26 protein-coding genes are annotated in these 22,458 nt (G+C 71.0%); 17 read left to right on the top strand and 9 right to left on the bottom strand.

What is annotated here, in order from left to right; genetic code table 11:
* Positions 1-13: 13 nt before the first annotated feature.
* The 8 genes from ybeY (at position 14) to H7965_RS03505 (ending at position 7,670) form a co-directional block, all read left to right on the top strand.
* Positions 14-517: an rRNA maturation RNase YbeY gene (gene ybeY / locus H7965_RS03540; protein WP_186769162.1), complete on the top strand. Its 504-nt coding sequence runs from the start codon at positions 14-16 to the stop codon at positions 515-517.
* Positions 514-1,422, top strand: coding sequence for a hemolysin family protein (locus H7965_RS03535; protein ID WP_186769161.1), 909 nt, complete (start codon positions 514-516; stop codon positions 1,420-1,422). Before ybeY ends, H7965_RS03535 begins: the two co-directional genes overlap by 4 nt.
* Positions 1,423-2,069: 647 nt before the next feature.
* Positions 2,070-2,504, top strand: coding sequence for a hypothetical protein (locus tag H7965_RS03530; protein WP_186769160.1), 435 nt, complete (start codon positions 2,070-2,072; stop codon positions 2,502-2,504).
* 13 nt (positions 2,505-2,517) lie between these two features.
* On the top strand, positions 2,518-3,177 hold the full coding sequence (locus H7965_RS03525) for an endonuclease III domain-containing protein (RefSeq protein ID WP_229682451.1): 660 nt from the start codon (positions 2,518-2,520) through the stop codon (positions 3,175-3,177).
* Positions 3,178-3,828: 651 nt separating this feature from the next.
* A complete protein-coding gene (locus H7965_RS03520; protein WP_186769158.1) occupies positions 3,829-4,908 on the top strand; it encodes an extracellular catalytic domain type 1 short-chain-length polyhydroxyalkanoate depolymerase in 1,080 nt (359 codons plus the stop codon).
* A gap of 91 nt (positions 4,909-4,999) precedes the next feature.
* A complete protein-coding gene (locus H7965_RS03515; RefSeq protein ID WP_186769157.1) occupies positions 5,000-5,947 on the top strand; it encodes an aldo/keto reductase in 948 nt (315 codons plus the stop codon).
* An 81-nt stretch (positions 5,948-6,028) separates the two neighbouring features.
* On the top strand, positions 6,029-6,574 hold the full coding sequence (locus H7965_RS03510) for a YciE/YciF ferroxidase family protein (protein ID WP_186769156.1): 546 nt from the start codon (positions 6,029-6,031) through the stop codon (positions 6,572-6,574).
* A 226-nt stretch (positions 6,575-6,800) separates the two neighbouring features.
* Positions 6,801-7,670 (top strand): manganese catalase family protein, encoded by an 870-nt coding sequence (locus H7965_RS03505; RefSeq protein WP_186769155.1) that lies wholly within the window; start codon positions 6,801-6,803, stop codon positions 7,668-7,670.
* Here H7965_RS03505 and H7965_RS03500 read toward each other — a convergent pair.
* Genes H7965_RS03500 through H7965_RS03490 form a run of 3 tightly spaced genes read right to left on the bottom strand, consistent with a single transcriptional unit; the run spans position 7,651 to position 9,517 of the window.
* Complete coding sequence (locus tag H7965_RS03500) at positions 7,651-8,268, bottom strand: hypothetical protein (RefSeq protein WP_186769154.1); 618 nt, start codon at positions 8,266-8,268, stop codon at positions 7,651-7,653. The two genes, H7965_RS03505 and H7965_RS03500, sit on opposite strands and share 20 nt — an antisense overlap.
* Before the next feature lie 9 nt (positions 8,269-8,277).
* Entirely contained in the window at positions 8,278-9,132 is an 855-nt protein-coding gene (locus tag H7965_RS03495) for a hypothetical protein (RefSeq protein WP_186769153.1), read from the bottom strand.
* Positions 9,119-9,517, bottom strand: a complete 399-nt coding sequence (locus tag H7965_RS03490; RefSeq protein ID WP_186769152.1) for a hypothetical protein — start codon at positions 9,515-9,517, stop codon at positions 9,119-9,121. Before H7965_RS03490 ends, H7965_RS03495 begins: the two co-directional genes overlap by 14 nt.
* A gap of 189 nt (positions 9,518-9,706) precedes the next feature.
* Here H7965_RS03490 and H7965_RS03485 point away from each other — a divergent pair, with 189 nt between their 5' ends.
* Genes H7965_RS03485 through chrA form a run of 3 tightly spaced genes read left to right on the top strand, consistent with a single transcriptional unit; the run spans position 9,707 to position 12,122 of the window.
* Positions 9,707-10,525 carry a chromate resistance protein ChrB domain-containing protein gene (locus H7965_RS03485; protein WP_186769151.1) on the top strand — a complete coding sequence of 273 codons (819 nt, stop codon included), beginning with the start codon at positions 9,707-9,709 and terminating at the stop codon, positions 10,523-10,525.
* Positions 10,498-10,797 (top strand): hypothetical protein, encoded by a 300-nt coding sequence (locus H7965_RS30710; RefSeq protein ID WP_186769405.1) that lies wholly within the window; start codon positions 10,498-10,500, stop codon positions 10,795-10,797. Before H7965_RS03485 ends, H7965_RS30710 begins: the two co-directional genes overlap by 28 nt.
* On the top strand, positions 10,794-12,122 hold the full coding sequence (gene chrA, locus H7965_RS03475) for a chromate efflux transporter (RefSeq protein ID WP_186769150.1): 1,329 nt from the start codon (positions 10,794-10,796) through the stop codon (positions 12,120-12,122). Before H7965_RS30710 ends, chrA begins: the two co-directional genes overlap by 4 nt.
* A gap of 7 nt (positions 12,123-12,129) precedes the next feature.
* On the opposite strand, the gene H7965_RS03470 is transcribed toward chrA, so the two are convergent.
* Complete coding sequence (locus H7965_RS03470) at positions 12,130-12,537, bottom strand: metallopeptidase family protein (RefSeq protein ID WP_186769149.1); 408 nt, start codon at positions 12,535-12,537, stop codon at positions 12,130-12,132.
* A gap of 58 nt (positions 12,538-12,595) precedes the next feature.
* Here H7965_RS03470 and H7965_RS03465 point away from each other — a divergent pair, with 58 nt between their 5' ends.
* The gene (locus H7965_RS03465) at positions 12,596-12,886 is read left to right on the top strand and encodes a 4a-hydroxytetrahydrobiopterin dehydratase (protein ID WP_186769385.1); all 291 of its coding nucleotides are present in this window, start codon (positions 12,596-12,598) and stop codon (positions 12,884-12,886) included.
* Positions 12,887-12,900: 14 nt separating this feature from the next.
* Here the strand turns inward: H7965_RS03465 and H7965_RS03460 are convergent, their stop codons facing one another.
* Entirely contained in the window at positions 12,901-13,335 is a 435-nt protein-coding gene (locus tag H7965_RS03460) for an Rrf2 family transcriptional regulator (protein WP_186769148.1), read from the bottom strand.
* A 78-nt stretch (positions 13,336-13,413) separates the two neighbouring features.
* Between H7965_RS03460 and H7965_RS03455 the strand changes: the two genes are divergently transcribed.
* A complete protein-coding gene (locus tag H7965_RS03455) occupies positions 13,414-13,908 on the top strand; it encodes an MmcB family DNA repair protein (RefSeq protein WP_268239691.1) in 495 nt (164 codons plus the stop codon).
* An 81-nt stretch (positions 13,909-13,989) separates the two neighbouring features.
* The gene (locus tag H7965_RS03450; RefSeq protein WP_186769146.1) at positions 13,990-14,148 is read left to right on the top strand and encodes a hypothetical protein; all 159 of its coding nucleotides are present in this window, start codon (positions 13,990-13,992) and stop codon (positions 14,146-14,148) included.
* 21 nt (positions 14,149-14,169) lie between these two features.
* Here the strand turns inward: H7965_RS03450 and H7965_RS03445 are convergent, their stop codons facing one another.
* The 4 genes from H7965_RS03445 to H7965_RS03430 all read right to left on the bottom strand — a co-directional run bounded on the left by H7965_RS03445 (position 14,170) and on the right by H7965_RS03430 (position 18,922).
* Entirely contained in the window at positions 14,170-15,912 is a 1,743-nt protein-coding gene (locus tag H7965_RS03445; protein ID WP_186769145.1) for an N-acyl-D-amino-acid deacylase family protein, read from the bottom strand.
* A gap of 109 nt (positions 15,913-16,021) precedes the next feature.
* On the bottom strand, positions 16,022-16,984 hold the full coding sequence (locus tag H7965_RS03440; RefSeq protein WP_186769144.1) for a TauD/TfdA family dioxygenase: 963 nt from the start codon (positions 16,982-16,984) through the stop codon (positions 16,022-16,024).
* A 178-nt stretch (positions 16,985-17,162) separates the two neighbouring features.
* A complete protein-coding gene (locus tag H7965_RS03435) occupies positions 17,163-18,137 on the bottom strand; it encodes an L-threonylcarbamoyladenylate synthase (RefSeq protein WP_186769143.1) in 975 nt (324 codons plus the stop codon).
* Entirely contained in the window at positions 18,137-18,922 is a 786-nt protein-coding gene (locus H7965_RS03430) for a 3'(2'),5'-bisphosphate nucleotidase CysQ family protein (protein WP_186769142.1), read from the bottom strand. The genes H7965_RS03435 and H7965_RS03430 overlap by 1 nt, the downstream gene beginning before the upstream one ends.
* 136 nt (positions 18,923-19,058) lie before the next feature.
* On the opposite strand from H7965_RS03430, the gene H7965_RS03425 reads away from it, so the two are divergent.
* From H7965_RS03425 to H7965_RS03415, 3 genes are read left to right on the top strand one after another with little or no spacing between them, the layout of a single operon-like run.
* A complete protein-coding gene (locus H7965_RS03425) occupies positions 19,059-20,570 on the top strand; it encodes a leucyl aminopeptidase (protein ID WP_186769141.1) in 1,512 nt (503 codons plus the stop codon).
* A 16-nt stretch (positions 20,571-20,586) separates the two neighbouring features.
* Positions 20,587-22,002 (top strand): leucyl aminopeptidase family protein, encoded by a 1,416-nt coding sequence (locus H7965_RS03420; RefSeq protein ID WP_186769140.1) that lies wholly within the window; start codon positions 20,587-20,589, stop codon positions 22,000-22,002.
* Positions 22,002-22,451 (top strand): DNA polymerase III subunit chi, encoded by a 450-nt coding sequence (locus tag H7965_RS03415; protein ID WP_186769139.1) that lies wholly within the window; start codon positions 22,002-22,004, stop codon positions 22,449-22,451. Before H7965_RS03420 ends, H7965_RS03415 begins: the two co-directional genes overlap by 1 nt.
* Positions 22,452-22,458: the final 7 nt, after the last annotated feature.

Below are 22,458 nucleotides of genomic sequence, written 5' to 3'. Positions count from 1 at the left end.
CGGTACGCGGGGGATGCCCCACACGGCCACCGGGATCGAGGAAGAAGACGAGGCCGACATACCGAAGGTGTCGGTCGAGGTGGTGATGGCGGATCCGGCCTGGCGGCGGCTGCTGCCACGGGCCGAGGCCCTGGCCCGGCGTGCCGCCGCAGCGGCACTGCACGGCGCAGGCACCAGCGGCAGCATCACCGTGCTGCTGGCCGATGACCGCGAGCTGCGCCGGCTGAACGGCGAGCACCGCGGCAAGGACAAGCCGACCAATGTGCTGAGCTTCCCTGGCGCGGGCGCCGGGCACCTCGGCGACATCGCGCTGGCCCTCGGCGTTGTGCGGCGGGAGGCGCAGGCGGCTGGCAAGCGGCCGATGGCGCATTTCGCCCATCTGGTCGCCCATGGCACGCTGCACCTGCTGGGCCACGACCACATGACCGCCGGCGAGGCCCGGCGGATGGAGCGTGCCGAGGCCCGCGCGCTGCACCGGATGCGGCTGCCGAACCCCTGGAAGGGGGTAGCGGCATGAGTTCCGGCAATGGCGACAGCTACCGACGCGACGGCATCCTCTGGCGGCTGCAGAGCCTGCTCCGCAAGCGCGAGGCCGAGAGCGTCCGCGACCGGATGGAGGAGCTGATCGAGGCGCCGGAGCGCGACGGCGAGGACGGCACCCCCGGCCACGCCGCCGACCTCGACCCCCAGGAACGCGCCCTGCTCGGCAACGTCCTGAAGCTGCGCGGCAAGTCGGCGGTCGATGTCATGGTGCCGCGGGCCGACATCATGGCGATGCCGGAGGATTTCACCCTGGAGCAGGCGATCCGCCTGATCCAGCGCGACGGCCACAGCCGCTACCCGGTCTACCGCGGGCAGCTGGATGAGATCGTCGGCATGGTCCACATCAAGGACGTCTTCGCCGCAGTGGGGCGGGAGGGACCGTTCGAGATGAAGGCCATCCTGCGCAAGCCGCTGTTCGTCGTACCCTCGATCCCGGTGCTCGACCTGCTGCTGCAGATGCGCCAGGCGCGCATCCACATGGCGCTGGTGGTGGATGAGTACGGCGGGATCGACGGGCTGGTGACGATCGAGGATCTGGTCGAGACCATCACCGGCGACATCTCCGACGAGCATGACGAGGACACGACGCCCCAGATGGTGGAGAAGCCGGACGGCACCTTCGAGGTCGATGCCCGGACGCCGGTGGAGCTGTTCGGGAGCCGGCTCGGCGTGGCGCTGACCGAGGAGGAGCGCGCCTCCGACATCGACACGGTGGGCGGGCTGGTCTTCACCCTGGCCGGGCGGGTGCCGGCGAAGGGCGAGCTGGTCTCGCATTCCTCGGGGCTCGAATTCCGTGTGCTGGAGGCGGACCCGCGCCGCATCCGCAAGCTGCGGGTGCGGCGGCCCGGCATCCAGGTGCAGAAGCAGGCGGCGGAATAGGCGGGCCAAGCATGCGGCAGAGTATTTTACACTGCGTCGGCCGCCTGCGCATGGCGCGAAGTTTAGCAAGAGGTTGGCGGCAGGCAGGGCGCGTGCTCGGCTCCGTTACGGAAATGGCACCGCAAGTTCCGTAACCGAGTTGCCGCATGAGATTGCTTGGGCTTGCCGGTGCGCTCCTCGCACCGGCAAGCCCGTCACTCCCGCTTTGGCGGCGCCGCGCTTCAGCATCATCGACCTGGGCGTCGGCCCATCCAGTTCTGAGGGCAGGGCCATCAATGCTCCGGGCAGGTGGCCGGGCGCAGCAGCGTGGCGGCGGGCTTCTACCACCCTTCCCGCAGGATGGCGGGAGCATGTACGAGTTCAACAACCTGGGGGACAGCCTCGGCGGCGGGACGCTGACGGAGACGCAAGGGTCAACGAGGCGGGGCAGATCACCGGCTTCGGCCTCCTTGCCTTCAAGACGCGCTTTCCTGTTGCCGCCGATCCCCGATGAGCCGGCCGGCGTGCCGGAAGCCGCCGCGCTGGCGGGCCGATTCACGCCGCAAGCGCCGCCGGGAACCCTTCGCACGCCTCGGCGCTGTCGTCATGGTTGATTGCGGCGTAAGGAAGCCGTTTGTTCGGGCCATTCATGGAGAGGACGTCGCGCCATGCGGTTCAAGGGCCAGCCGCCGGGGAGCGGATCGGGCGATATCTCGCGCCGGACCCAGGCGCTGCGCCCCTCCATCGCGCTAACCGCCACCGAGGCCCGCCGCGCCCGTGCCCGCCGCCGCAAGGGCGAAGCGCCCGCCGCCATCGCTGCGCATTTCAACGTGCCGGTGGAGGAGGTGGAGAAGGTGCTGCTGCAGATGCGCAGCCCTCGGCCGGAGACCACCCGCGGCACGCTGAACGTGACCCTGGCGGCGCATGCCTTCGTGATGGGCGAGCGGCAGGGGCGGGAGCCGCTGTGGGTGACCATGGACCGGCTGTTCGACGAGCTGATCCGGCTGCGCGCCCAGGCCGCCTCCCGCTCGACTGCGCGGCGCCGGCCGGCCGAGCAGGATGATCTGCTGCCGGGCCTGCTGTCGGAGCGCAGCAACGGCTGACGGTGCCGACGGCGTGGACAAGGACCCCTTCGACATCGATCTGGTGTTCCGCCTGCTGCGGCAGGCGGTGGCGGGGCTGCCCAAGGCGGCGATGTTCGCGCTGCGCGACGCCGGCTATGCCTCGCCCTTCGAACAGCTCGTTGCCGCGCTGATCTCCGCCCGCACCCGCGACGAAACCACCACGCCGGTCTGCGAGCGGCTGTTCGCCGTTGCCCGCACCCCCGCGGCCATGGCAGCGCTGGACGAGACCGAGTTGGTCCGGCTGCTGCACGGCGTCACCTTTCCCGAGCCCAAGGCGCGCGACATCCTGGCCCTGTCGCGGCAGATCGCCGCCGCCGGCGCGGTGCCGGCGACGATGGAGGGGTTGCAGGCGCTGCGCGGCGTCGGGCCGAAGATCGCCGCGCTGACGCTCGGTGTCGGCTTCGGCGTGCCGGCGATCTCGGTCGACATTCATGTCCACCGCATCGTCAACCGCTGGGGCTATGTGGCGGCGGCGACGCCGGAGCGGACGATGCGAGCGCTGGGGGCAGTGCTGCCGGAGCGCTACTGGATCGAGCTGAACGAACGGCTGGTGCCCTTCGGCAAGCACATCTGCACCGGCGAGCGGCCGCGCTGCTCGACCTGCCTGCTGATCCGTCAGTGCCGGCAGGTGGGGGTGACGGCGAGCCGGTGACACGGCGAAGACTCAGCATCTCTGGCCCTGAGGCGTTGCTCTCCTTTGCCTGGAGGCGAGTTGGCGAGCGGTGCATCGATCGAGACGACGCTGGAGTTCCAGGCATCGTCAGCGGGGGAGAGAGTGGCGGCACCGGCTGGCCAGTTCCTCGATGGCTGATTGGGTTGAAACAACGCAAGACAGGCTGAATGATAGACCAAGGCGGCTGGTGATCCGCCTTGCACAGCGACACATCCGGCCAACCCACGTCATCGTCTGATCACTCCGGCGACGCGCGCACCAAGCCGATGCGCGCCGCTCGCACATGAAACGCGCAACTAATCAGGTGGAATGTCGGGTGAAGGAATCAGGCACCAGGGACCGGTCAGGGCGGCGTTTCGGGCTCGGCGCTATTGCAGCCGGGCTGGCGAAGGCAAATATGCTGCGGTGCAGCGAAATCCGCTGCGGCTCCGAACGCTGGGCCCACGGCTGCCGTCGCCATGGCCCCTTGGGCAGGTTCAGGCGAACCTGCCCTGCAAATAACCGATTTCAGGTGGTTGTTTCATGTCGGCCGGTTGTGGCCGAGGTGAGGCCGCTCCGGCCTTGAAAGGACTGCTCTTGGGCAAGCCCTATTTCAGCCTTGCCGACCTCGTCCGTCAGGGCGGTGCCAGGATGAAGCCTGCAAACGCGGCCAGCGCGCCGCATCTGCGGCCGGTTACCGGCTTCGGCAGCGATCCCGGCCATCTTGCCATGCTGGCCTTCGTGCCGGACGGGCTGCCCGTCGGCGCGCCGCTGGTCGTCGCCCTGCATGGCTGCACCCAGACCGCTGCCGGCTACGACCAGGGCTGCGGCTGGTCCACCCTGGCGGCGCGGCATGGCTTCGCCCTGCTGCTGCCGGAACAGCGCCAGGCCAACAACCCCAACCGCTGCTTCAACTGGTTCGAGCCGGGCGACACCACCCGTGGCCAGGGCGAGGCCGAGAGCATCCGCCAGGCGATTGCGCATCTGGTGGCACAGCACAGCCTGGATGCACGGCGGATCTTCATCACCGGCCTGTCCGCCGGCGGCGCCATGACGGCGGCGATGCTGGCGACCTGTCCGGAGGTCTTCGCCGCCGGCGCCATCATCGCCGGCCTGCCCTACGGCAGCGCCGCCAGCATGCCGCAAGCCTTCGAGGCGATGGCGGGCGGACGGCCGCGTGGCGCGGCGGCGTGGGCCGGGCTGGTCCGCGCCGCCTCGCCGCATCGCGGGCCCTGGCCGCGGGTCGCGGTGTGGCAGGGAGAGGCGGACACCACGGTCCGCCCGGCCAATGCAGCCGAACTCGTCAAGCAATGGACCGCCCTGCACGGGTTGGCGGACGCGCCGGTGACGGTGCCGGCGGAGCCCGGCCACACCCACCGCGCCTGGCGGGACGCCGCGGGTGTTCCGCTGGTCGAGTACCATGGCATCGCCGGCATGGCGCATGGCGTGCCGGTCGATCCCGCCAGCGGGGTGGCGGCTGCGGCGCCCTTCATCCTCGATGTCGGCGTGTCCTCCACCCAGCGCATCGCCGCCTTCTTCGGCATCGCCGCCGCCGAGGCGCCGCGCCCGGTGGCACCGAGCGAGCTGGCGGGGCGGGTCATCGCCATCGGCCGCGATGGTGCTGCGCAGGTCGCGCCACCGCGGCGCGACACGTCCGGACCCTGGCCAGGCACCGGTCCGGACCAGGTCATCCGCAAGGCGCTGGCCGCGGCGGGGCTGCTGAAGCGCTGAGCGGGGCCGCCCGATCCCGGCGCTGGCACCCGGTTTACGCCTGCTGCCGCAACCCCCATCCTGTCCGCACGTCCAAGGGAGAACAGGCAGGATGGAACAGCGCAGCCTCGGCCGGTCCGGCATCGCCGTGCCGCCCATCGTGTTCGGCGGCAACATCTTCGGCTGGACGGTGGATGCTGGTGCCTCCCACCACATCCTCGATAGGCTGGTCGAGGTCGGGCTGACCGCGATCGATACGGCGGATGTCTATTCCTACTGGGTGCCCGGCCACCAGGGCGGCGAGAGCGAGACCATCATCGGGGACTGGCTCGCCGCGCGCGGCGGCCGCCACAAGGTGCAGATCCTGACCAAGGTCGGGATGAAGATGGGCAATGGCCGCCAGGGCCTGTCCCGCACCTGGATCCTGGAGGAGATCGACGCCTCGCTGCGCCGGCTGAAAACCGATTACGTCGATCTCTACCAGGCGCACCGCGACGACCCGGACACCCCGCTGGAGGAGACGCTGTCGACCTTCGCCGAACTGATCAAGGCGGGGAAGGTGCGGGCCATTGGCGCCTCCAACTACACCGCGCCCCGGCTGAAGGCGGCGCTGGAGGTGAGCGCGAAGCTCGGCATCCCGCGCTACGAGACGCTGCAACCGCTGTACAACCTGATGGACCGCGCCGATTTCGAGGCCGAGCTCGGCCCGCTCTGCCAGGCGGAAGGTATCGGGGTCATCAATTATTATGCGCTGGCGGCCGGCTTCCTTTCGGGCAAGTACCGGTCGGAGGCGGATTTCGGCAAGAGCAAGCGCGGCGCCAGCATGGTAAAGTATCTGAACGAACGTGGCCACAAGGTGCTGGCGGCGCTCGACCAAGTGGCGGCAGCCAAGGGCGCCACACCGGCACAGGTGTCGCTGGCCTGGCTGCTGGCCAAGCCGGCGGTGACGGCGCCGATCGCCAGCGCCACCAGCGACGCGCAGATCGAGGAGCTGGTGAAGGCGGTGACGCTGAAGCTCAGCCCGGCGGAGGTGCAGGCGCTGGACGCGGCGAGCGCCTGACCGCCCGCAACTCCTCCCCGGTTCCGCCCGTTGCCTCGGCACGCGCAGCCGCTTCGGCCGCGCGCGCGAAGGACCGGCGAGATGGACGAAATCACCAAGCTGATGGTCGAGCAGTTGCGCGATGCCTACAGCGCCGAGAAGCAGGCGCTGCGGGCGATGCCGCGGATGATGAAGAAAGCCAGCGCGCAGTCCGTGAAGGATGCGCTACAGATGCATGTCGAGCAGACCGAGGGGCAGGTCGAGCGGCTGGAGAAGGCGCTGGAGATGCTCGGCGGCCGGCCGGGCCGGAAGGTCTGCGAGGGCATGCGCGGGATCATCGAGGAAGCCCAGGGCGAGCTCGAGGAGCATGACAAGGGCCCGCTGATGGACGCGCTGATCATCGCCGGCCAGCAGCGCGTGGAGCACTACGAGATCGCCTCCTACGGCACCATGGTCGCCATGGCCAAGGCCTGCGGCCAGAAGGAGCTGGCGAATCTCCTGGCCGAGACCCTGGCCGAGGAAAAGCAGACCGACGAGAAGCTCTCCCAGCTCGCTGAGCGCGAGGTGAATCCGGCGGCCCTCGAGAGTGCCCAACAGACGGAACCGGCGAACGACAAGCGTGGCGGCCGGCGTTCCACGGCGGCCTGAGTTCAGGCCGCGCCGCAAGGTGTCGGCCGGCTGAACCGGCGCGTCGGTTAGCGAATGCGAGGCGGGGGTGGGCACGGCAGTGTCCGCCCCCGTCCATCATTCGGTGCCTGCCGCTCCACCCGGCCGCATCACGGGCTGGCGATCCTTCGCCCTCATTGCGGCTCTGGCCCCGAACTCTCGCCGCGCCACGGCTGTTGCCTAGGGACACCCCAGCCCGGAGCAACCCATGTTCTATACCGACGGCAAGCTGCAATATCCCGTGCGTGTCGAGAAGCCCAACCCGATCTTCGCCCGCGCCCTGCAACAGGCGATCGGCGGCGTCGAGGGCGAGATCCGCGTCATGATGCAGTACCTCTTCCAGGGCTGGGGCAGCCGCAGCCCGAAGAAGTACCGCGACATGCTGATCAACACCGGCACCGAGGAGATCGGCCATATCGAGATGCTCTCGACCGCCGTCGCACTGAACCTCGAGGGTGCGCCGCTGTCGATGCAGGAGGATGTCGCGCAGGATGGCGTTGCCGGCGCGGTGCTCGGCGGCATGAACCTGCGGCACATTCTCTCGACCGGCCTCGGCGCGACGCCGGAGAATTGCAATGGCGTGCCGTTCAATGCCAGCCATGTCTATGCCAGCGGCAACCTCGCCGCCGACATGCTGGCGAATGTCACCGCCGAGGCCACCGGCCGGGCGCTGGCCGTCAGGCTCTACGGCATGACCGACGATCCTGGCATGCGTGACATGCTGTCCTTTCTCATCGCCCGCGACACCATGCACCAGCAGCAATGGCTGGCTGTGATCGAGGAACTCGGCGGCATGGAGAAGGTGCTGCCGATCCCGAACAGCTTCCCGCAGGAGCAGGAGGCGAACCGCTTCTCCTATGCCTATTTCGGCCACCGCATCGACAAGCAAGTGCCGGCGGGTCGCTGGACCGAGGGCGCCTCGCTGGATGGCAAAGGCAAGTTCGAGCCGATGATCAGCGAGCCGCTGGGCGGCGAGCCGATGCTGGCGCCGCCGCGCCCGGATGGCGGGGCGCAGCTGGAACAGGTGTCGCCGGCGGCGGCGAATGATCCCTCGGGGTCTACATCGAGCGTCGCCTGACCTCATCCGGCCGCAGCAGCCGGCCGACCGTCCCTGGCGAAAAGCGGCGCCGCAGCCACCAGAGCAGCGGCCGCCGCCCCATCCGCCAGGCGATGCCGGCGCTGCGGCGCCGGATCCAGGGCCAGCCGCGATGGCTGGCGTACCAGCTGAGCACGATGTTGAGGCCGCTGCCGATTCCCGTGATCGGCGGCGGCGACCAGCCAAGCAGCGCCACCAGCGCCAGCGGATCGATGCCGAGGGCGGCGAAGCCACTTCCCGCCCCGGTGCCTGCCAGCCCGACCAGCAGGATGACACCGCCACCGAGGATTTGGTGGATGCGCCCGAAGGCCGCCGCCGAGACCTCCTGCACCTTGGCCTCATGCGCCGCCATGGTCGCCGACACCTGCCGCGCCGGCACCGACGCCGCCCAGCGCGGCGAGACGAATTGAGCGACGTCGCCATCGAGGGCGATGACGGTGCGCAGCACCACTCCGTCGCGCGCCGGCTCCGGCCCCCAGCTGTCGATCCTGAGCCTTCCCTCCCGCAGCAGCCGGCCGAGCGGCGAGGCATCCTGCAGGCGGTCCGACACCCCGATGAAGAGCCGCAGCCTGACCGGCATGCCGCCGCCTCAGCGCCCCTTCGCCAGACCGAGCACCCGGCCGGCGATCTGCACCGCCAGCGCCAGCAGGTCATGCCAATGGCTGAGGGCGGCATTGATGCCGAGCTGGTGCATCGATTGCAGCGCCGGCATGCCGGTGGCGTCCGGGTCAAGCCGGGTGACGATGTCGCCGCGCAGCTGCACTACGGTCTGCGCCAGAATCCGCTCCGTCCCGATCTCCCAGGCATGGCGGATGACCAGGGCATCGCTGGCCGGCACCGCATACCAGGCCTCGACCAGGCTGCGGTTGCCGACCAGATCGGCGCGGTTAGGGCCCGTGCCGTCGCCGAGTGGCCGATTCCAGGCCCGCATCGCATCGGGCTTCGTCAGCACCAGCTTGATGGAGTCGCAATTGGCGATGATCCGCCGCAGCACCGCGGTATCCGCGGCGCCATCGTTGCGGCGCTCCTTCAGCGCCCGTGCCGCCGCCTCCCGCAGCACGTGGAACACCCCTGGGGTCACCCGGATGTCGCCGCCGAACCGCTCGGCCGGCGCGGCGGGCAGCAGCGCATCCCCCCGCAGCGTCTCGTATTGTTCCTCCGCCAGCCGCTGGCGCGGCCAGGTGCCGAGCAGCATCTGCTCGGCCGGGCCGCGCGCCGCGCCCGGCGGCTCGGCCAGCCGCATCCCGGCCACATCCTGCAGGTAGTCGAGATAGGCGTAGGCGACATCGATCAGCGCATGGGAGATCGTCGGCACCTGCTCGCCGGTCATTCCATCCTTCAGGATGGTGTTGACCTGCAGGGTCAGCAGGCCGCGCAGCAGCCCGTCGGCGCTCGCCCGGAGATTGTCGGGCAGCGAGGCCGGCGGCGGCTCAGCCGGAGGCACGCAATTCCTTCACCAGGGACTTCAGCAGCTCGAGGTTGTCCCTGACGATCGTCTGGCCCTTGTCCAGCATCTGCTGGTGCAGGACGAGGAGGTTGTCGTGGCTGCCGTCCAGCAGCGCCGGGCTGAAGGTCTGGGCGATGTCGCCGAGGGCGAGGTTGATATTGGTGGCGAGCACGCTGTAGCCGGCCTCCGGCGACGATGCCGGCAGGGTGACCACCACCTCCGACAGGCCATTGACCGTGTCCACCGAGGCATTGCCGAGGATGGTGACGACCTGCAGGTGGGTGGCGCTCTGCACCGCCCGCCCGATCGCCTCCCAGATCGCCTTCAGCGCGTCGGATTGTTCCCGGCTGGGCGGCACGATGGCTGTCGTGGTCTCGGACATGGGTTGGCTCCCTGACCCTCGGGGAGAAGGCTTGCAGATCGCAGCGGGAGCGGCAAGCAAAGCCCGTGCTTGACATCGGCCGGGCCGGCTTCCCATCATCGGCGCCAGGGGGCATCCGCGATCGCCCCGTGAGGCGTCAGCCCAAGCATCGCGTCCACCTTCCGACTGCCGGAATGGACGCCCCGTGCCATGACTGCCCCGAACGAGATCACCCCCGCCCAGCTCGCCCGCCGCATCGGCCTGCCCGACGCACCGCTGCTGATCGACGTGCGGCTGCCGGAGGATGTGGCGCGCGACCCGCGCCAACTGCCCGCCGCCATCGCCCGCGACCACCGCGGCGTCGTCGGATGGGCACCCGCGCTGGCTGGCCGCACCGCCGTCGTGGTCTGCCAGCATGGTCAGAAACTCAGTCAGGGCACCGCCGCCTGGCTGCGCCATGAAGGCATTGCCGCCGAGGTGCTGGACGGCGGCTTCGCGGCCTGGGCGGCGGCCGGGCTGCCGCTGCTCCGCCCGGACCGCATCCCGCCGCGCGACGCGCAAGGCCGCACGCTCTGGGTGACGCGGGCCCGGCCGAAGGTCGATCGCATCGCCTGCCCCTGGCTGATCCGCCGCTTCATCGATCCAGCGGCGGTGTTCCTCTTCGTCGCCCCCGCCGAGGTGGCGGCGGTGGCCGAGCGCTTCGGCGCCACCCCCTTCGACATCGAGGGCGTGTTCTGGAGCCACCGCGGCCCGCATTGCAGCTTCGACACCATGCTGGAGGAGTTCGGGCTGCGGACCGCGCCGCTGCAGCGGCTGGCGCTGATCGTGCGCGGCGCCGACACCGCGCGGCCGGAGCTGGCGCCGCAGGCGGCCGGACTGCTCGCCGCCTCGCTCGGGCTGTCGCGCATGTACCGCGACGATCTGGCGCAGCTGGCGGCGGCGATGCCGCTCTACGACGCCTTCTACCGCTGGTGCCGCGACGCGGTGGAGGAGACCCATGATTGGCCGGCGCCGGGGCCGGCCTCGTGAGGGTCCACGACATCCGCCACTATTCCGTGCTGCAAGGCGATGCGGCGGCGTCTCGTCTCCGGCTTTATCATGTCACCGGCGGCCGGCACGCCGTCGTGAATGCCTGGCATAGGCTACGACTGGAAGGGGATCGGTTCATGGCTTGGTTCGACGATGCCGCGATATTCGAGGCGCGGGACGGCAGTATCCCCGGTCCCGACCGCATTGCGCTGTGGTTCATCGCCGGCCGCCATACGCCGGGCGTGGCGCCGCGACCCGAGGTGCTGCGGTGAACGCCGAGCCGCCGCGCGCCTTCCCCACCTACGCCGAGGCAGTGCGGGTCTGGTTCCGCATCGGCTGCCTGTCCTTCGGCGGCCCGGCCGGTCAGATCGCGCTGATGCACCGGGAGGTGGTGGATGAGCGCCACTGGGTTTCCGACACGCGCTTCCTGCATGCGCTCAACTTCTGCACCCTGCTGCCGGGGCCGGAGGCGACGCAGCTGGCGACCTACCTTGGCTGGCTGCTGCATGGGGTGAAGGGCGGCATCGCCGGCGGCCTGCTGTTCATCCTGCCCGGCGTCGCGGTGATGCTGGCGCTGTCGATCGTCTACGCGACCCTGGGCGAGGTGCCGCTGGTGGCGGCGCTGTTCTTCGGGCTGAAATGCGCCGTGCTGGTGCTGGTGGTGGAAGCGTTGCTGCGGGTGGCCCGGCGGGCGCTGCGAGGGGCGGTGCCCTGGGCGCTGGCCGTCGCTGCCTTCGCCGCCCTGTTTGTCTTCCAGCTACCCTTCCCGCTGGTGGTGCTGACGGCGGCGCTGCTCGGCTTCGCCATGCCGAAGGCCTTCGCCGCCGGCGGCCATGGCACGGCACGGCCGGGGCCACCTGCTTCGCTGGATGCGCTGCTGGCGGCGGAGCCGGGGCGGATCGCCCGGCTGACCGGGGCGGCAAGGCGAGCCGGGCTGGTGGCACTGGCGCTCTGGATCTGGCCGGTTGCGATGCTCTACGGCACCGCGGTCTGGGGCGACATCGCCTGGTTCTTCTCAAAGATGGCGGTGGTCACCTTCGGTGGCGCCTATGCGGTGCTGGCCTATGTGGCGCAGGAAGCGGTGGAGCATTATCGCTGGCTGACCGCCGGACAGATGCTGACCGGCCTGGGGCTGGCGGAGACCACGCCGGGGCCGCTGATCCTGGTGCTGCAATTCGTCGGCTTCCTGGCGGGGCATGCGCAGGGCGGCATCTGGGGCGGGGTGTTCGGTGCCTTGCTGACCGTCTGGGTGACCTTCATGCCCTGCTTCGCCTGGATCTTCCTCGGCGCCCCCTTCGTCGAGCGGCTGCATGATTCGCCGAAGCTGAAAGGCGCGCTGGCCGGGGTGACGGCAGCGGTGGTCGGCGTCATCGCCAATCTGGCGCTGTGGTTCGGGCTGCGGGTGCTGTTCGCCGAGGTGCGGCAGGTGGGCGCCGGCCCGGTCGCGCTGGACGTGCCGGTGCTGGCGAGCCTCGATCCGCTGGCGGCGGTGCTGGCAGGGCTGGCGGCGGTCTGCCTGTTCCGGCTGAAGTTCGGGGTGGTGAAGACGCTCGGGCTGGTGGCGGTGGCGGGGCTGGTGCGGCTGGCGGTCGGGTAGTGGGGCCTTACGGCTCCTCCCCCTCCAGCCGGGCGATGTCCTCGTCGGAGAAGCCGAAATGGTGGCCGATCTCGTGGATCAGCACGTTGCGCACCAGCCCGAACAGATCCTCGCCGGTCTCGATCCATTCCAGCAGGATGGGTTCGCGGAACAGCAGCACCGTGTCCGGTTCCTGCGGCACGTCCAGCACGCTCTTCTGGGTCAGCGGCGTGCCGCGGTAGAGGCCGGTGAGGTCCCAGGCATTGTCGAGGCCAAGTTCGGCCAGGGTCTCGTCATCGGGGCTGTCCTCGACGATGATCGCCACGCCGCGGACCAGGTCGCGCAGCGGCTTCGGCATGGCGGCGAAGGCAGCTTCCGCCAGCTCGACGATATCATCGAGGCCGGGCGGTACGGTATACGGAGAGTCCGAGGGCATGGCCGACAACGGAGGCCGCCGCGGCCCCGGCGTCAAGCATGGCATCAGGGAGGCAGGCATGGTCGAGAAGCTGGACGCGGCAGCGCGGGCCGGGCTGGCGGCGGCGCTACCGGAATGGACCCTGGTGGAGGGGCGCGATGCCATCCGCCGCAGTCTCCGCTTCCGGGATTTCTCCGAGGCCTGGGGCTTCATGGCGCGGGTGGCGCTGCTGGCCGAGGCGCAGGACCATCATCCCGAATGGTCGAATGTCTGGAACCGGGTGGAGATTCTGCTGACCACCCATGATGCCGGCGGCCTGTCCGCCCGTGACCTGCGCCTGGCCAGGGCGATCGACGCGCTGCTCGGCTGAGCCCGCCGCAGCCGTCAGTCGGCGGCCAGGCGGTGTTCCTGCCGCAGGTTGGCGGCGAGGTCGGCCAGGGTGGTGGTACCGAAATGATCGAGCAGCGCCACCTCGGCCTCGTCGAACCGGTTGCGCAGCAATCCCGGAATCCGGCTGCCGGTCGGGCAGGCGGCGTTGGTGCGGGCATGCACCCGCAGCAGCTTCTCCCGCTCAGGATGGATCGCCCGCCAGACATCGCGCAGGGTGATGGCGCTCGCCGGCCGCGACAGCGTGGCGCCGCCCGGACCACGTTGCACGGAGATGAGCCCGGCCCGTGAGAGTTGCCCGGAGATGCGGCGGACCACCACAGGGTTGGTGCCGATGCTCCAGGCCATGCGCGCACTCGTTGATTCGCCAGCGTTCTCATCGGCGATCAGGAGCAGGATGTGGAGGGCGACTGAATAACGGGTTGCAATCATGCTACGGAATGTATGACGCGAGATCGCAAGGTTTGCCAGCCCTGTCTCGCGATAATTCGCCTGCTATGGAATTTTCCCGTGAATGAATTAGCCGATTTGGGCGTGGATTGCGCCACCGCTCCGCAACGCACGGCTGCGATCTGCCGGGCAGCGATGCGCTTCTGCCTCCTGCGCGGCTGGTCGCCGCTGCCCGAGGTGCCGCTGCCGAACGGCCGCCGGGCGGATGTGCTGGCGCTGCGCCCGGATGGCAGCTTCGCCATACTGGAGGTGAAGTCCGGTGCCCTCGACTTCCTGTCCGATGGCAAGTGGCAGGAGTACCGGGAGTATTGCGATAGGTTCTACTTCGCTGTCGATCTCGACTTCCCGCAGGCACTGCTGCCCGAGGACGCCGGCCTGCTGGTGGCGGCGGAGGGCGAGGCGGCACTGCTGCGGGACGCGACGGCGCATGCGCTGGCCCCGGCCCGCCGCCGCGCGCTGCTCCAGCGCTACGCCATGCTCGCGGCGCAGCGGCTGGCGATGCTGTCGGATCCCGGGCTGCACGCCTCAGTCCGGGCAGCCCTGCGCTCGGAGTGACGCGGCCGGCGGTGCCGCCGCGCCGCATTTCGGTCTTACGGCGCAACGCTTCCTTCGCCGACTCCCGATGATGTCCGCGTCATGCCGGTTTCCGAACAGCTTTCACGGATCGCCCACTTCGAGACCGGTGCCGAGCAGCAGGTGATGGTCCCGCTGCAGCGCCTGGCCATCGCCGCCAGCGTGCGCGACGAGGTGACGGCGGTGGAGGCGGCCGGCCCAAGGCGGGCCGAACGCCGCTGAAGAACCGGGCGACGCCCGCAGTCACTCGGCGGCGATGCGCTCCGTTGCCGGGGCGGGTTGCACGCCGCGCACCAGCCGGCCGGGCAGCGTCCCGGTCGGCTTGCCGCCCTCCGCGACGACGACGCCGGAGAGGATGGTGGCGGCATAGCCCTCCACCCGCTGGATCAGTCGCTTGCCGCCGGCCGGCAGGTCATAGGCCACTTCCAGCGGACCGATCGCCAGCCGGTCGTAGTCGATGACATTCAGGTCGGCCTTGTAGCCCGGCGCGATCACCCCGCGGTCCTCCAGCCCGATCGCCACCGCCGCGTCATGCGTCAGCCGCCGGATCATCCAGGGCAGCGGGACGCGCTCGCCGCGGGTACGGTCGCGCGTCCAGTGCATGATGGAATGGGTCACGGTGGAGCTGTCGCAGATGAAGCTGTAATGCGCCCCGCCGTCGCCAAGGCCCATCACCGTATTCGGGTGCCGCATCATCTCCAGGCAGACATCGAGGTTGCCGTCGACGTAGTTGCTCACCGGCCGGTAGAGCGTGGCCTTGCCGTCGCCGGCGGTCAGCAGGTCGTAGACGAACGCCTCCACCGGCACGCCGGCCCGGGCGGCGCGCGCGGCCATGCTGTCATCCGGGTGCGGCTCGTAATTCGCCGGGTTGCCCAGTTCGAACATCCGCTCCCAGCTGTTCAGCCGGCGCCGCAGCATCGGGTCCTCGGTGACTTCCGAGAGCAGCGCGCTGCGCAGCGCCGGCGTGCGCAGCGCCGCCAGCCGCTCGGCGAAGGGCAGATGGGCGATCGCCTTGTAGCTCGGCCGCTCGCAGAAGGGGTTGATCGACAGCTCGAAGCCGAGGTTGATGGCGATCGGCCGGCCCATGACCTGGGCGATCATCCGCACGCCGTCGCGGTTCGCCTGGCCGAGCAGATCCAGCAGCCGCTTGTAGCGCTTCGGGTCGTTCTCCCGCTGGGCGAAGGTCAGGCTGATGGCGCGGCCGTTGCTGCGCTCCGCGACGCGGCGGAGCAGGGCGAACTCGCCGTCCGGATCGTCGAAGTCGCTGATCACCTGCAGCCAGCCGGCGCCGAACCGGCCGACCGCCTCGGCGATCACCGCCAGTTCCTCCTCGGCCGAGCCCAGGGTCGGCGTCGGCTCGCCGGCCAGGGTCTTGTGGGCGATGGCGCGGGAGGTGGAGAAGCCGACCGCACCGGCCTTCAGGCCCTCCACCGTCAGCCGGGCCATTTCCCGCCGCTCGGCGTCGGTCGAGGGCTCGCGCTGGAAGCCGCGCTCGCCCATCACATAGACGCGGATCGCGGCGTGCGGCACCTGGGCCACGATGTCGAGGTCGAATTGCCGTGCATCCAGCCGGTCCAGGAATTGCGGGAAGGTTTCCCAATTCCAGTCCAGGCCCTCGGTCATCACCACTTCGGGGATGTCCTCGACGCCTTCCATCAGCGCCACCAGCATGTCGCGCTGCTCCGGCTTGCAGGGCGCGAAGCCGACGCCGCAATTGCCGATCATCACCGTGGTGACGCCGTTCCAGGAGGAGGGGTCGAGCCGATTGCTCCACAGCGCCTGGGCGTCGTAGTGGGTGTGGATGTCGACGAAGCCCGGCGTCACCAGCAGGCCGGTGGCGTCGATCTCGCGCTCGCCGCGCAGCGTCACCCGGCCGACCTCGGCGATGCGGCCGCCGATGATCGCCACATCGCCGACGAAGGGCTCCCCGCCCCGGCCGTCAACTATGGTGCCGTTGCGGATGACCAGCGTGGATGGTTCAGCCATGACGCCCTCCTGCAAAGGTCTCGACGTCCGGTGCGCGCCCGTGCGCCGCTGGGGTGAGGCTAGGGCGAAAATGAACGCCGGGTAAACCGGCAATGCTCAGCCCCGAGGGTCAGCCATTGTAGAAGGGCCGGCCGCGGTCGCGCAGCCAGAGCCGCACCAGGTGGCGCTTTCTCTCCGGCTCCGGCCAATCCTCGAAGCCGGTGCGCTTGTGGCCGAGCGCGCGGTTGTCGACGATCTGGATCTGCCCCGGGCGGAAATGGAAGTCGAAGCGCAGCGCCGGGTCTTCCAGTATGGCATCGAAGGCGGAGAGCGCCGCCTGGCCCTCCTCATCCAGCGGCTCGCCAGCCAGACGGTGGCCGTTGATGATCTGGAAGCGGGAGATCCGGCCGAGCAGCCGGCCGTCCCGCCATTCGAAGATCGGCGCCCGATGGGTCATGACATCGCCCGGCGCGTGCTCGCGCTGGCGGTCGAAGATGAAGGGGCGGTAGAGCCGCGGCAGCAGTTCGGGGTGGCGCTCCCGCATCGCGTTATGGGCCGCCTGGAAGCTGACCAGCCCGCTGACGCCACCGGATTTCGCCACCTGCAGGCAGATCAGCGCCACATGGTCGGGCGGGCAGAGGTTGTAGCTGTTGTCGACGTGGAAGTTCTGCTCGGCATTGGTGATGTCCGGCCGCACGCCATTGCCCGGCGGCCGGCCGAGGTCGCGCACGCCATAGACCATGGTGCCGTCCCATTTCTGCGCCACCGGCCGGCCGACCAGCCGGCAGAGCAGCCAGCCGAGCTGGGTGGTCACCTCCGGCCCGAGGCGTTCCACCGGCAGGCGGTCGATGATGGCGAAGCCGGGGCCGTCCGCCAGCAGCGCCGCGGCCTGGCGCATCAACGCCCGACAGGCGTCGAGGGCGAAGTCGCGCGGGTCGAGCGCCAGGATCGGCAGCGGGTTGTCGGCAAGCAGCGCGGCGGCCGCCTCCAGCTCCTCCGCCGCGGCAGGGTCGAGCTGCAGCAGACCAGTGTCGCGCGGCAGGGTGGCGCCGGTCCAGGCGAGAGCGCCGGTGAAGGGGGTGGTTGTGTGCATGGGCGTCCTCCTTTGGAAGGATGCTAGCAGCTTGCTGGGGAAGGCGCTGCCTTCCCCAGACCCCTACCGCCAGGGGGCAGGCGCCCCCTGGACCGGCCTGAGTTATGACTCATGGTTTCCAAAGGCCCTTCGGCCTTCGGTGAGGGGAGCGCGAGGGGAGCAAAGCTCCCCTCGCATTTCAGCCGCGCGGCGCCGCCGCCCGCGTCAGCCGATCATTGATCGCTGCCCCAAGCCCCACCTCCGGCACCAGCATCGCCGCAATCCCCGTGCAGCCCCGCGCGCCACCCTCCGCGTCCAGCCAGCGCAACCCGGCGAAGAGCCGCGCCGCCGCCTCCGCCAGTTCGCCGCGCTCGGAGAGGTTCCACACCACCGCCGCGCCGGGCAGCGGCGGACCGAAGGCCAGCAGCGCCTCATCCGGCGCAACCGTCGTGGCGCCGAGCCGCACCGGCAGCGCCGGGGCGTAATGCGACAGCAGCATCCCGGGCGAGCGCAGGGTACGCGTGGCCTCGGCCGCCGCCAGCGGCAGCGGCCGACCGACCGGGCCGAGCAGCGCTTCAATCGCCTCCACCGCCACCCCGCCCGGCCGCAGCAGCACGGCGCCATGGCCGGTCAGATCCAGCACCGTGCTCTCGACGCCGACCGCGCAGGGCCCGCCATCGATCACCGCGGCGATGCGCCCGCCGAGGCCATCCAGCACATGCGCCGCGGTGGTCGGGCTGACCTGGCCGGAACGGTTGGCCGAGGGCGCCGCCACCGGCACCGCCGCGGCACGCAGCAGGGCCAGGGCCAGCGGATGCGACGGCACCCGCACCGCCAGCGTGTCCAGCCCGGCGCCGGCCAGCAGGTCCACCCGGCAATCGGGCCGGCGCGGCAGCACCAGGGTCAGCGGGCCGGGCCAGAAGGCGGCGGCCAGGGCGTGCGCGCGATCATCCGCGACCACCTCGGCGAAGGCCGCATCGGCATCCGGGAAATGGCTGATCAGCGGGTTGAATTGCGGCCGGCCCTTGGCGGCGAAGATGCCGGCGACGGCCCTTCCGTTCCGCGCGTCGCCGCCGAGGCCGTAAACCGTCTCGGTCGGGAAGCCGACCAGCGCCCCGGCGCGCAGCAGCGCCGCGGCCTCGGCCACCGCCGTGGCCGGCAGCAGCCGGGTCATCATCCCTTCGCTCCGGGCAGGCCCGTGGCGACGAAGCCGCTGTTGCGCCAGCCGGGCTTGCCATAGCGCAGTGGCGCGCCATCCTCGGCCAGCACCTGGCCGCCGGCGGCCTCCAGCAGCGCCTGGCCAGCGGCGGTGTCCCACTCCATGGTCGGGCCGAGGCGGGGGACGAAATCCGCCGCGCCTTCCGCCAGCCGGGCGAATTTCATCGCCGAGCCCATCGGCTGCACCGCCGCCAGCTTCAGCTTCCGCTCGGCCAGCCATCCTGCCATGCGCGCCGGATTGGGGTGGCTGCGGCTGTCGAGCAGCACCGCCCCGCCCGCCGGCACCGCACGGGCCGAGATCGGCGCGCGGGCGCCATCGCCCTGCTGCTTCCAGGCGATGCCGCGCCGGGCAAGGCCGCCGAACAACTCATCGGTCGCCGGCAGGGCCAGCACGCCAAGCACCGGGCATCCGGCCTCGATGAGGCCGATGCAGACGGCGTACTCGTCGAGGCCCTTGGCGAATTCCTTGGTGCCGTCCAGCGGGTCGACCAGCCAGAAGCGTTCGGCCGGCGCGGTGACGAGGCCGGCGGCCACCTCCTCCTCCGCCACCACCGGCAGGCTCGGGGTGGCGGCGCGCAACCCCTCGACGATCAGCGCCTCGGCGATGCGGTCGGCCTCGGTCACCGGGCTGTGATCGGCTTTCCGCTCCACCGCGAAGCCGGCGGCGCGCACCGCGCGGATGGCGGCGGCGGCCCGGGCGGCGAGGCCAGCGGCAAGTTCCAGCGCGTCTGTATCATCCATCCGGCCGGTTTAGGGCAGATCACCAAGGGGCGGAACCAGGGGGCGGAACCACCCCGGGTGCCGCGCCCCGCCATGGCGGCGGCGTGGGGCGGTGCTATCTATCCGGGGCATATTCCACAGCCGGGACATCGCCAGCATGCCGGACATCGCCTTCGTGAAGCCTGCCCTGCCGCGCCATGGCGCCCTGGTGCTGCCCCTGGCCGAGGACTGGGTCCTGGCAGGCCTCGCCCAGGCGATCGATGCCGCAACCGGCGGAGCGGTGCAGCGGGCGCTGGCGGCGGCCAGTTTCAAGGGCCGCAAGGGCCAGAGCGCGACGCTCTGGGCACCGACCCTGGAGGGCGGCACCGCCGGCCCCTCCCGTATCGTCGCCATCGGCCTCGGCAAGGCGGAGGAACTGACCAGCGAGGTGCTGGAGGCCGCCGGCGGCGCCCTGCTGCCGCTGATCAGCGCCGAGCGGGAGGCGGTGGTCGCCGCCGAGGCGCTGACCGCGCCCCAGACCGCCTCCCTCGCCCTCGGCCTGCTGCTGAAGAGCTACCGCTTCGACCGCTACCGGACCACGGAGAAGGAGGAGGACAAGCCGAAGCTGGAGCGCGTGGCCCTCGCCACCGATGCCGCCCCCGCGGCGAAGGCCGCCTGGGCGCCGATGCGCGCGGTGGCCGACGGCGTCTTCATCGCCCGCGACCTGGTTTCCGAGCCGCCGAACGTGCTGCACCCGCCGGAATTCGCCGACCGCATCAAGGCGCTGGAGAGCCTCGGGCTGGAGGTCGAGGTGCTGGGGCCGAAGGAGATGCGGAAGCTCGGCTTCGGCGCGCTGCTCGGCGTCGCGCAGGGCTCGGCGCAGGAGCCGCGGATGGTGGTGATGCAGTGGCATGGCGCCTCCGGTGCCAAGGCCAAGCGGGCGGGGCAGAAGCCGGTCGCCTTTATCGGCAAGGGCGTGACCTTCGATACCGGCGGCATCTCCATCAAGCCCGCGGCGGGGATGGAGGACATGAAGTGGGACATGGCCGGCGCCGGCACGGTGGTCGGGCTGATGGCCGCGCTGGCCGGGCGGAAGGCGAAGGTGGATGCGGTCGGCTTGGTCGGGCTGGTGGAGAACATGCCCTCCGGCTCCGCGCAGCGGCCGGGCGATGTGGTGAAGACCGCCGCCGGGCTGACGGTGGAGGTGATCAACACCGACGCCGAGGGCCGGCTGGTGCTGGCCGATGTCATCCACTACTGCCAGGAACGCTTCGCGCCGCGCTTCATGGTCGACCTTGCCACGCTGACCGGCGCGATCATCATCTCGCTCGGCCATGAGCATGCCGGGCTATTCAGCAACGACGATGCCCTGGCGCAGCAGCTGACCGCGGCGGGCAAGGCGGTGGGCGAGGCGGTGTGGCGGATGCCGCTCGGCGAGGCCTATGACAAGCAGCTGAAATCTGAGATCGCCGACATGAAGAACGTCGGCGGCCGGCCGGGCGGGTCGATCACCGCGGCGCATTTCATCCAGCGCTTCGTCAATACCAAGGACGGGCCGATGCCTTGGGCGCATCTCGACATCGCCGGCACCGCCTGGGCGACGAAGGATTTGCCGACGGTGCCGAAGGGCGCCACGGCCTTCGGCGTGCGGCTGCTCGACCGGCTGGTGGCGGAGCACTACGAGAGCTGACCCGCGTTCCTTCCCGATGCTGAAGGTCAAGCTGCGGACCACGCCCCGCGCCGATGCCGCGACGCCGCTGGCGGTGCCGGTTGCCGCGGGCCATGTGGTGCCCTTCCCCTTCGCCGTGGCGGCGGGCTTCACCGGCGCTTCCGGCCAGGTGGCGGAGCAGCCGGGGCCGGAACGACGGCTGCTGCTGATCGGCGCCGGCGAGCCGCGCCGCCCGCTGGACTGGGAACAGGTCGGCGGCGCCGCCCTGGCCGCCGCCGGCAGGGTGGTGCGGCTGGCGATCGACGCTCGCGGCCTGCCGCCCGAGGCCGCCGCCGCGCTGGCCGCCGGCGCCGCGCTGCGGGCCTGGAGCTTCGACACCTATCTCGGCACGCCCGAGCCGGGGGCATCCGCGCTCGATCTGGTGGTGGATCGGCCGGAGGCGGTGGCGCCGCTCTGGGCCCGCGCCGAGGCCGGGGTGCGCGGCTGTCTCTTCGCCCGCGACCTGGTCGCCGAGCCGGCCAACCGCCTCACCACCCGCGGCTTCGCGCAGCGGCTGGAGGCGCTGGCGGAGTACGGCATCGCCGTGGATGTGCTGGGCCGCAAGCGGCTGCGGCGGGAAGGACTGGGTGGGCTATTGGCGGTCGGCGGCGGCAGCGTGAATCCGCCGCGGCTTGCCGTGCTGCGCTGGCGCGGCAGCGTCGCCGCGCCGCCCATCGCCTTCATCGGCAAGGGGCTGTGCTTCGACACCGGCGGCATCTCCATCAAGCCTGCCGCCGGCATGGAGGAGATGAAGGCCGATATGGCGGGCGCCGCGGCCTGCGCCGGGGCGATGCTGGCCCTCGCCCTGCGGCGTTCTCCCGCACCGGCGGTGGCGGTGCTCGCGCTGGCGGAGAACGCCACCGGTGCCGCCAGCTACCGGCCGGGCGACGTGCTGCGCATGGGCTCTGGCCGCACCGTGGAGGTGATCGACACCGATGCCGAGGGGCGGCTGGTGCTGGCCGATGCGCTGCATTTCGCGGCGACCCGGCTGAAGCCGCAGGCGATGCTCGACCTGGCGACCCTGACGGGTTCGATCGTGACCGCGCTCGGCGCGCATCGGGCCGGGCTGTTCGGCAGCGATGCGGCGCTGATGGCGCAGGCGGCGGCGGCCGGGGAGGCGGTGGGCGAGCCGCTCTGGCCGATGCCGATTGGTGCCCGGCACCGCGAGGATCTGGCCAGCGACATCGCCGACCTCAGGCAATGCGCCAGCGGCCGCTTCCTGCCGGATGCCTGCCATGCCGCCGCCTTCCTGCGGGAGTTCGCCGGATCGACGCCCTGGGCGCATCTCGACATCGCCGGGGTGGATATCAGGGCGGAGGCCGGACCGCTGGGGCGGAAGGGGTCAAGCGGCTTCGGCGCGCGGCTGCTGGACCAGCTCGTCGCGCTGTATTTCGAGGATCCGGAGCGGCATTGATGGCCGAGATCGGCTTTTACCACCTGACCCGTTCGCCGCTGGAGAAGGTCCTGCCGGCGCTGCTCGGCCGGGTGCTGGACCAGCCGGGGCGGGCGGTGGTGCTCTGCGCCGATGCGGCGCGGGTGGCGGCGCTGGATGCGGCGCTGTGGCTGGCCAGCAAGCCGGATTGGCTGCCGCATGGCACCGCCGCCATGGGCCATGCGGCGCATCAGCCGATCTGGCTGACCGCGGAGGATGAGCCCGCGCCGAATGGCGCCCGCTTCCTCTTCCTGGTGGACGGCGCCGAAAGCGCCCGGCTGGCCGAGTACGACCGGGTGCTGGACCTGTTCGATGGCAATGACGACGCGGCGGTGGCCGCGGCGCGCCGTCGCTGGACGGCCGCCCGGGCGGCCAGGCACGTACTCAGCTACTGGCAGCAGGGCGAGCAGGGCTGGGAGAGGAAGGCGTAGCGGGCGG

Source organism: Siccirubricoccus deserti (assembly GCF_014283215.1).
In the GTDB taxonomy this organism is placed as follows: domain Bacteria; phylum Pseudomonadota; class Alphaproteobacteria; order Acetobacterales; family Acetobacteraceae; genus Siccirubricoccus; species Siccirubricoccus deserti.
This window is presented reverse-complemented; position numbering and strand designations above follow the sequence as displayed.

Bases quoted from the DNA above. Each gene is read 5' to 3' on its own strand.
- ybeY (WP_186769162.1), top strand. From the start codon at position 14: ATGCCCCACACGGCCACCGGGATCGAGGAAGAAGACGAGGCCGACATA.
- H7965_RS03535 (WP_186769161.1), top strand. From the start codon at position 514: ATGAGTTCCGGCAATGGCGACAGCTACCGACGCGACGGCATCCTCTGG.
- H7965_RS03530 (WP_186769160.1), top strand. From the start codon at position 2,070: ATGCGGTTCAAGGGCCAGCCGCCGGGGAGCGGATCGGGCGATATCTCG.
- H7965_RS03520 (WP_186769158.1), top strand. From the start codon at position 3,829: ATGAAGCCTGCAAACGCGGCCAGCGCGCCGCATCTGCGGCCGGTTACC.
- H7965_RS03515 (WP_186769157.1), top strand. From the start codon at position 5,000: ATGGAACAGCGCAGCCTCGGCCGGTCCGGCATCGCCGTGCCGCCCATC.
- H7965_RS03510 (WP_186769156.1), top strand. From the start codon at position 6,029: ATGGACGAAATCACCAAGCTGATGGTCGAGCAGTTGCGCGATGCCTAC.
- H7965_RS03505 (WP_186769155.1), top strand. From the start codon at position 6,801: ATGTTCTATACCGACGGCAAGCTGCAATATCCCGTGCGTGTCGAGAAG.
- H7965_RS03500 (WP_186769154.1), bottom strand. From the start codon at position 8,268: ATGCCGGTCAGGCTGCGGCTCTTCATCGGGGTGTCGGACCGCCTGCAG.
- H7965_RS03490 (WP_186769152.1), bottom strand. From the start codon at position 9,517: ATGTCCGAGACCACGACAGCCATCGTGCCGCCCAGCCGGGAACAATCC.
- H7965_RS03485 (WP_186769151.1), top strand. From the start codon at position 9,707: ATGACTGCCCCGAACGAGATCACCCCCGCCCAGCTCGCCCGCCGCATC.
- H7965_RS03470 (WP_186769149.1), bottom strand. From the start codon at position 12,537: ATGCCCTCGGACTCTCCGTATACCGTACCGCCCGGCCTCGATGATATC.
- H7965_RS03465 (WP_186769385.1), top strand. From the start codon at position 12,596: ATGGTCGAGAAGCTGGACGCGGCAGCGCGGGCCGGGCTGGCGGCGGCG.
- H7965_RS03460 (WP_186769148.1), bottom strand. From the start codon at position 13,335: ATGATTGCAACCCGTTATTCAGTCGCCCTCCACATCCTGCTCCTGATC.
- H7965_RS03450 (WP_186769146.1), top strand. From the start codon at position 13,990: ATGCCGGTTTCCGAACAGCTTTCACGGATCGCCCACTTCGAGACCGGT.
- H7965_RS03445 (WP_186769145.1), bottom strand. From the start codon at position 15,912: ATGGCTGAACCATCCACGCTGGTCATCCGCAACGGCACCATAGTTGAC.
- H7965_RS03440 (WP_186769144.1), bottom strand. From the start codon at position 16,984: ATGCACACAACCACCCCCTTCACCGGCGCTCTCGCCTGGACCGGCGCC.
- H7965_RS03435 (WP_186769143.1), bottom strand. From the start codon at position 18,137: ATGACCCGGCTGCTGCCGGCCACGGCGGTGGCCGAGGCCGCGGCGCTG.
- H7965_RS03430 (WP_186769142.1), bottom strand. From the start codon at position 18,922: ATGGATGATACAGACGCGCTGGAACTTGCCGCTGGCCTCGCCGCCCGG.
- H7965_RS03425 (WP_186769141.1), top strand. From the start codon at position 19,059: ATGCCGGACATCGCCTTCGTGAAGCCTGCCCTGCCGCGCCATGGCGCC.
- H7965_RS03420 (WP_186769140.1), top strand. From the start codon at position 20,587: ATGCTGAAGGTCAAGCTGCGGACCACGCCCCGCGCCGATGCCGCGACG.
- H7965_RS03415 (WP_186769139.1), top strand. From the start codon at position 22,002: ATGGCCGAGATCGGCTTTTACCACCTGACCCGTTCGCCGCTGGAGAAG.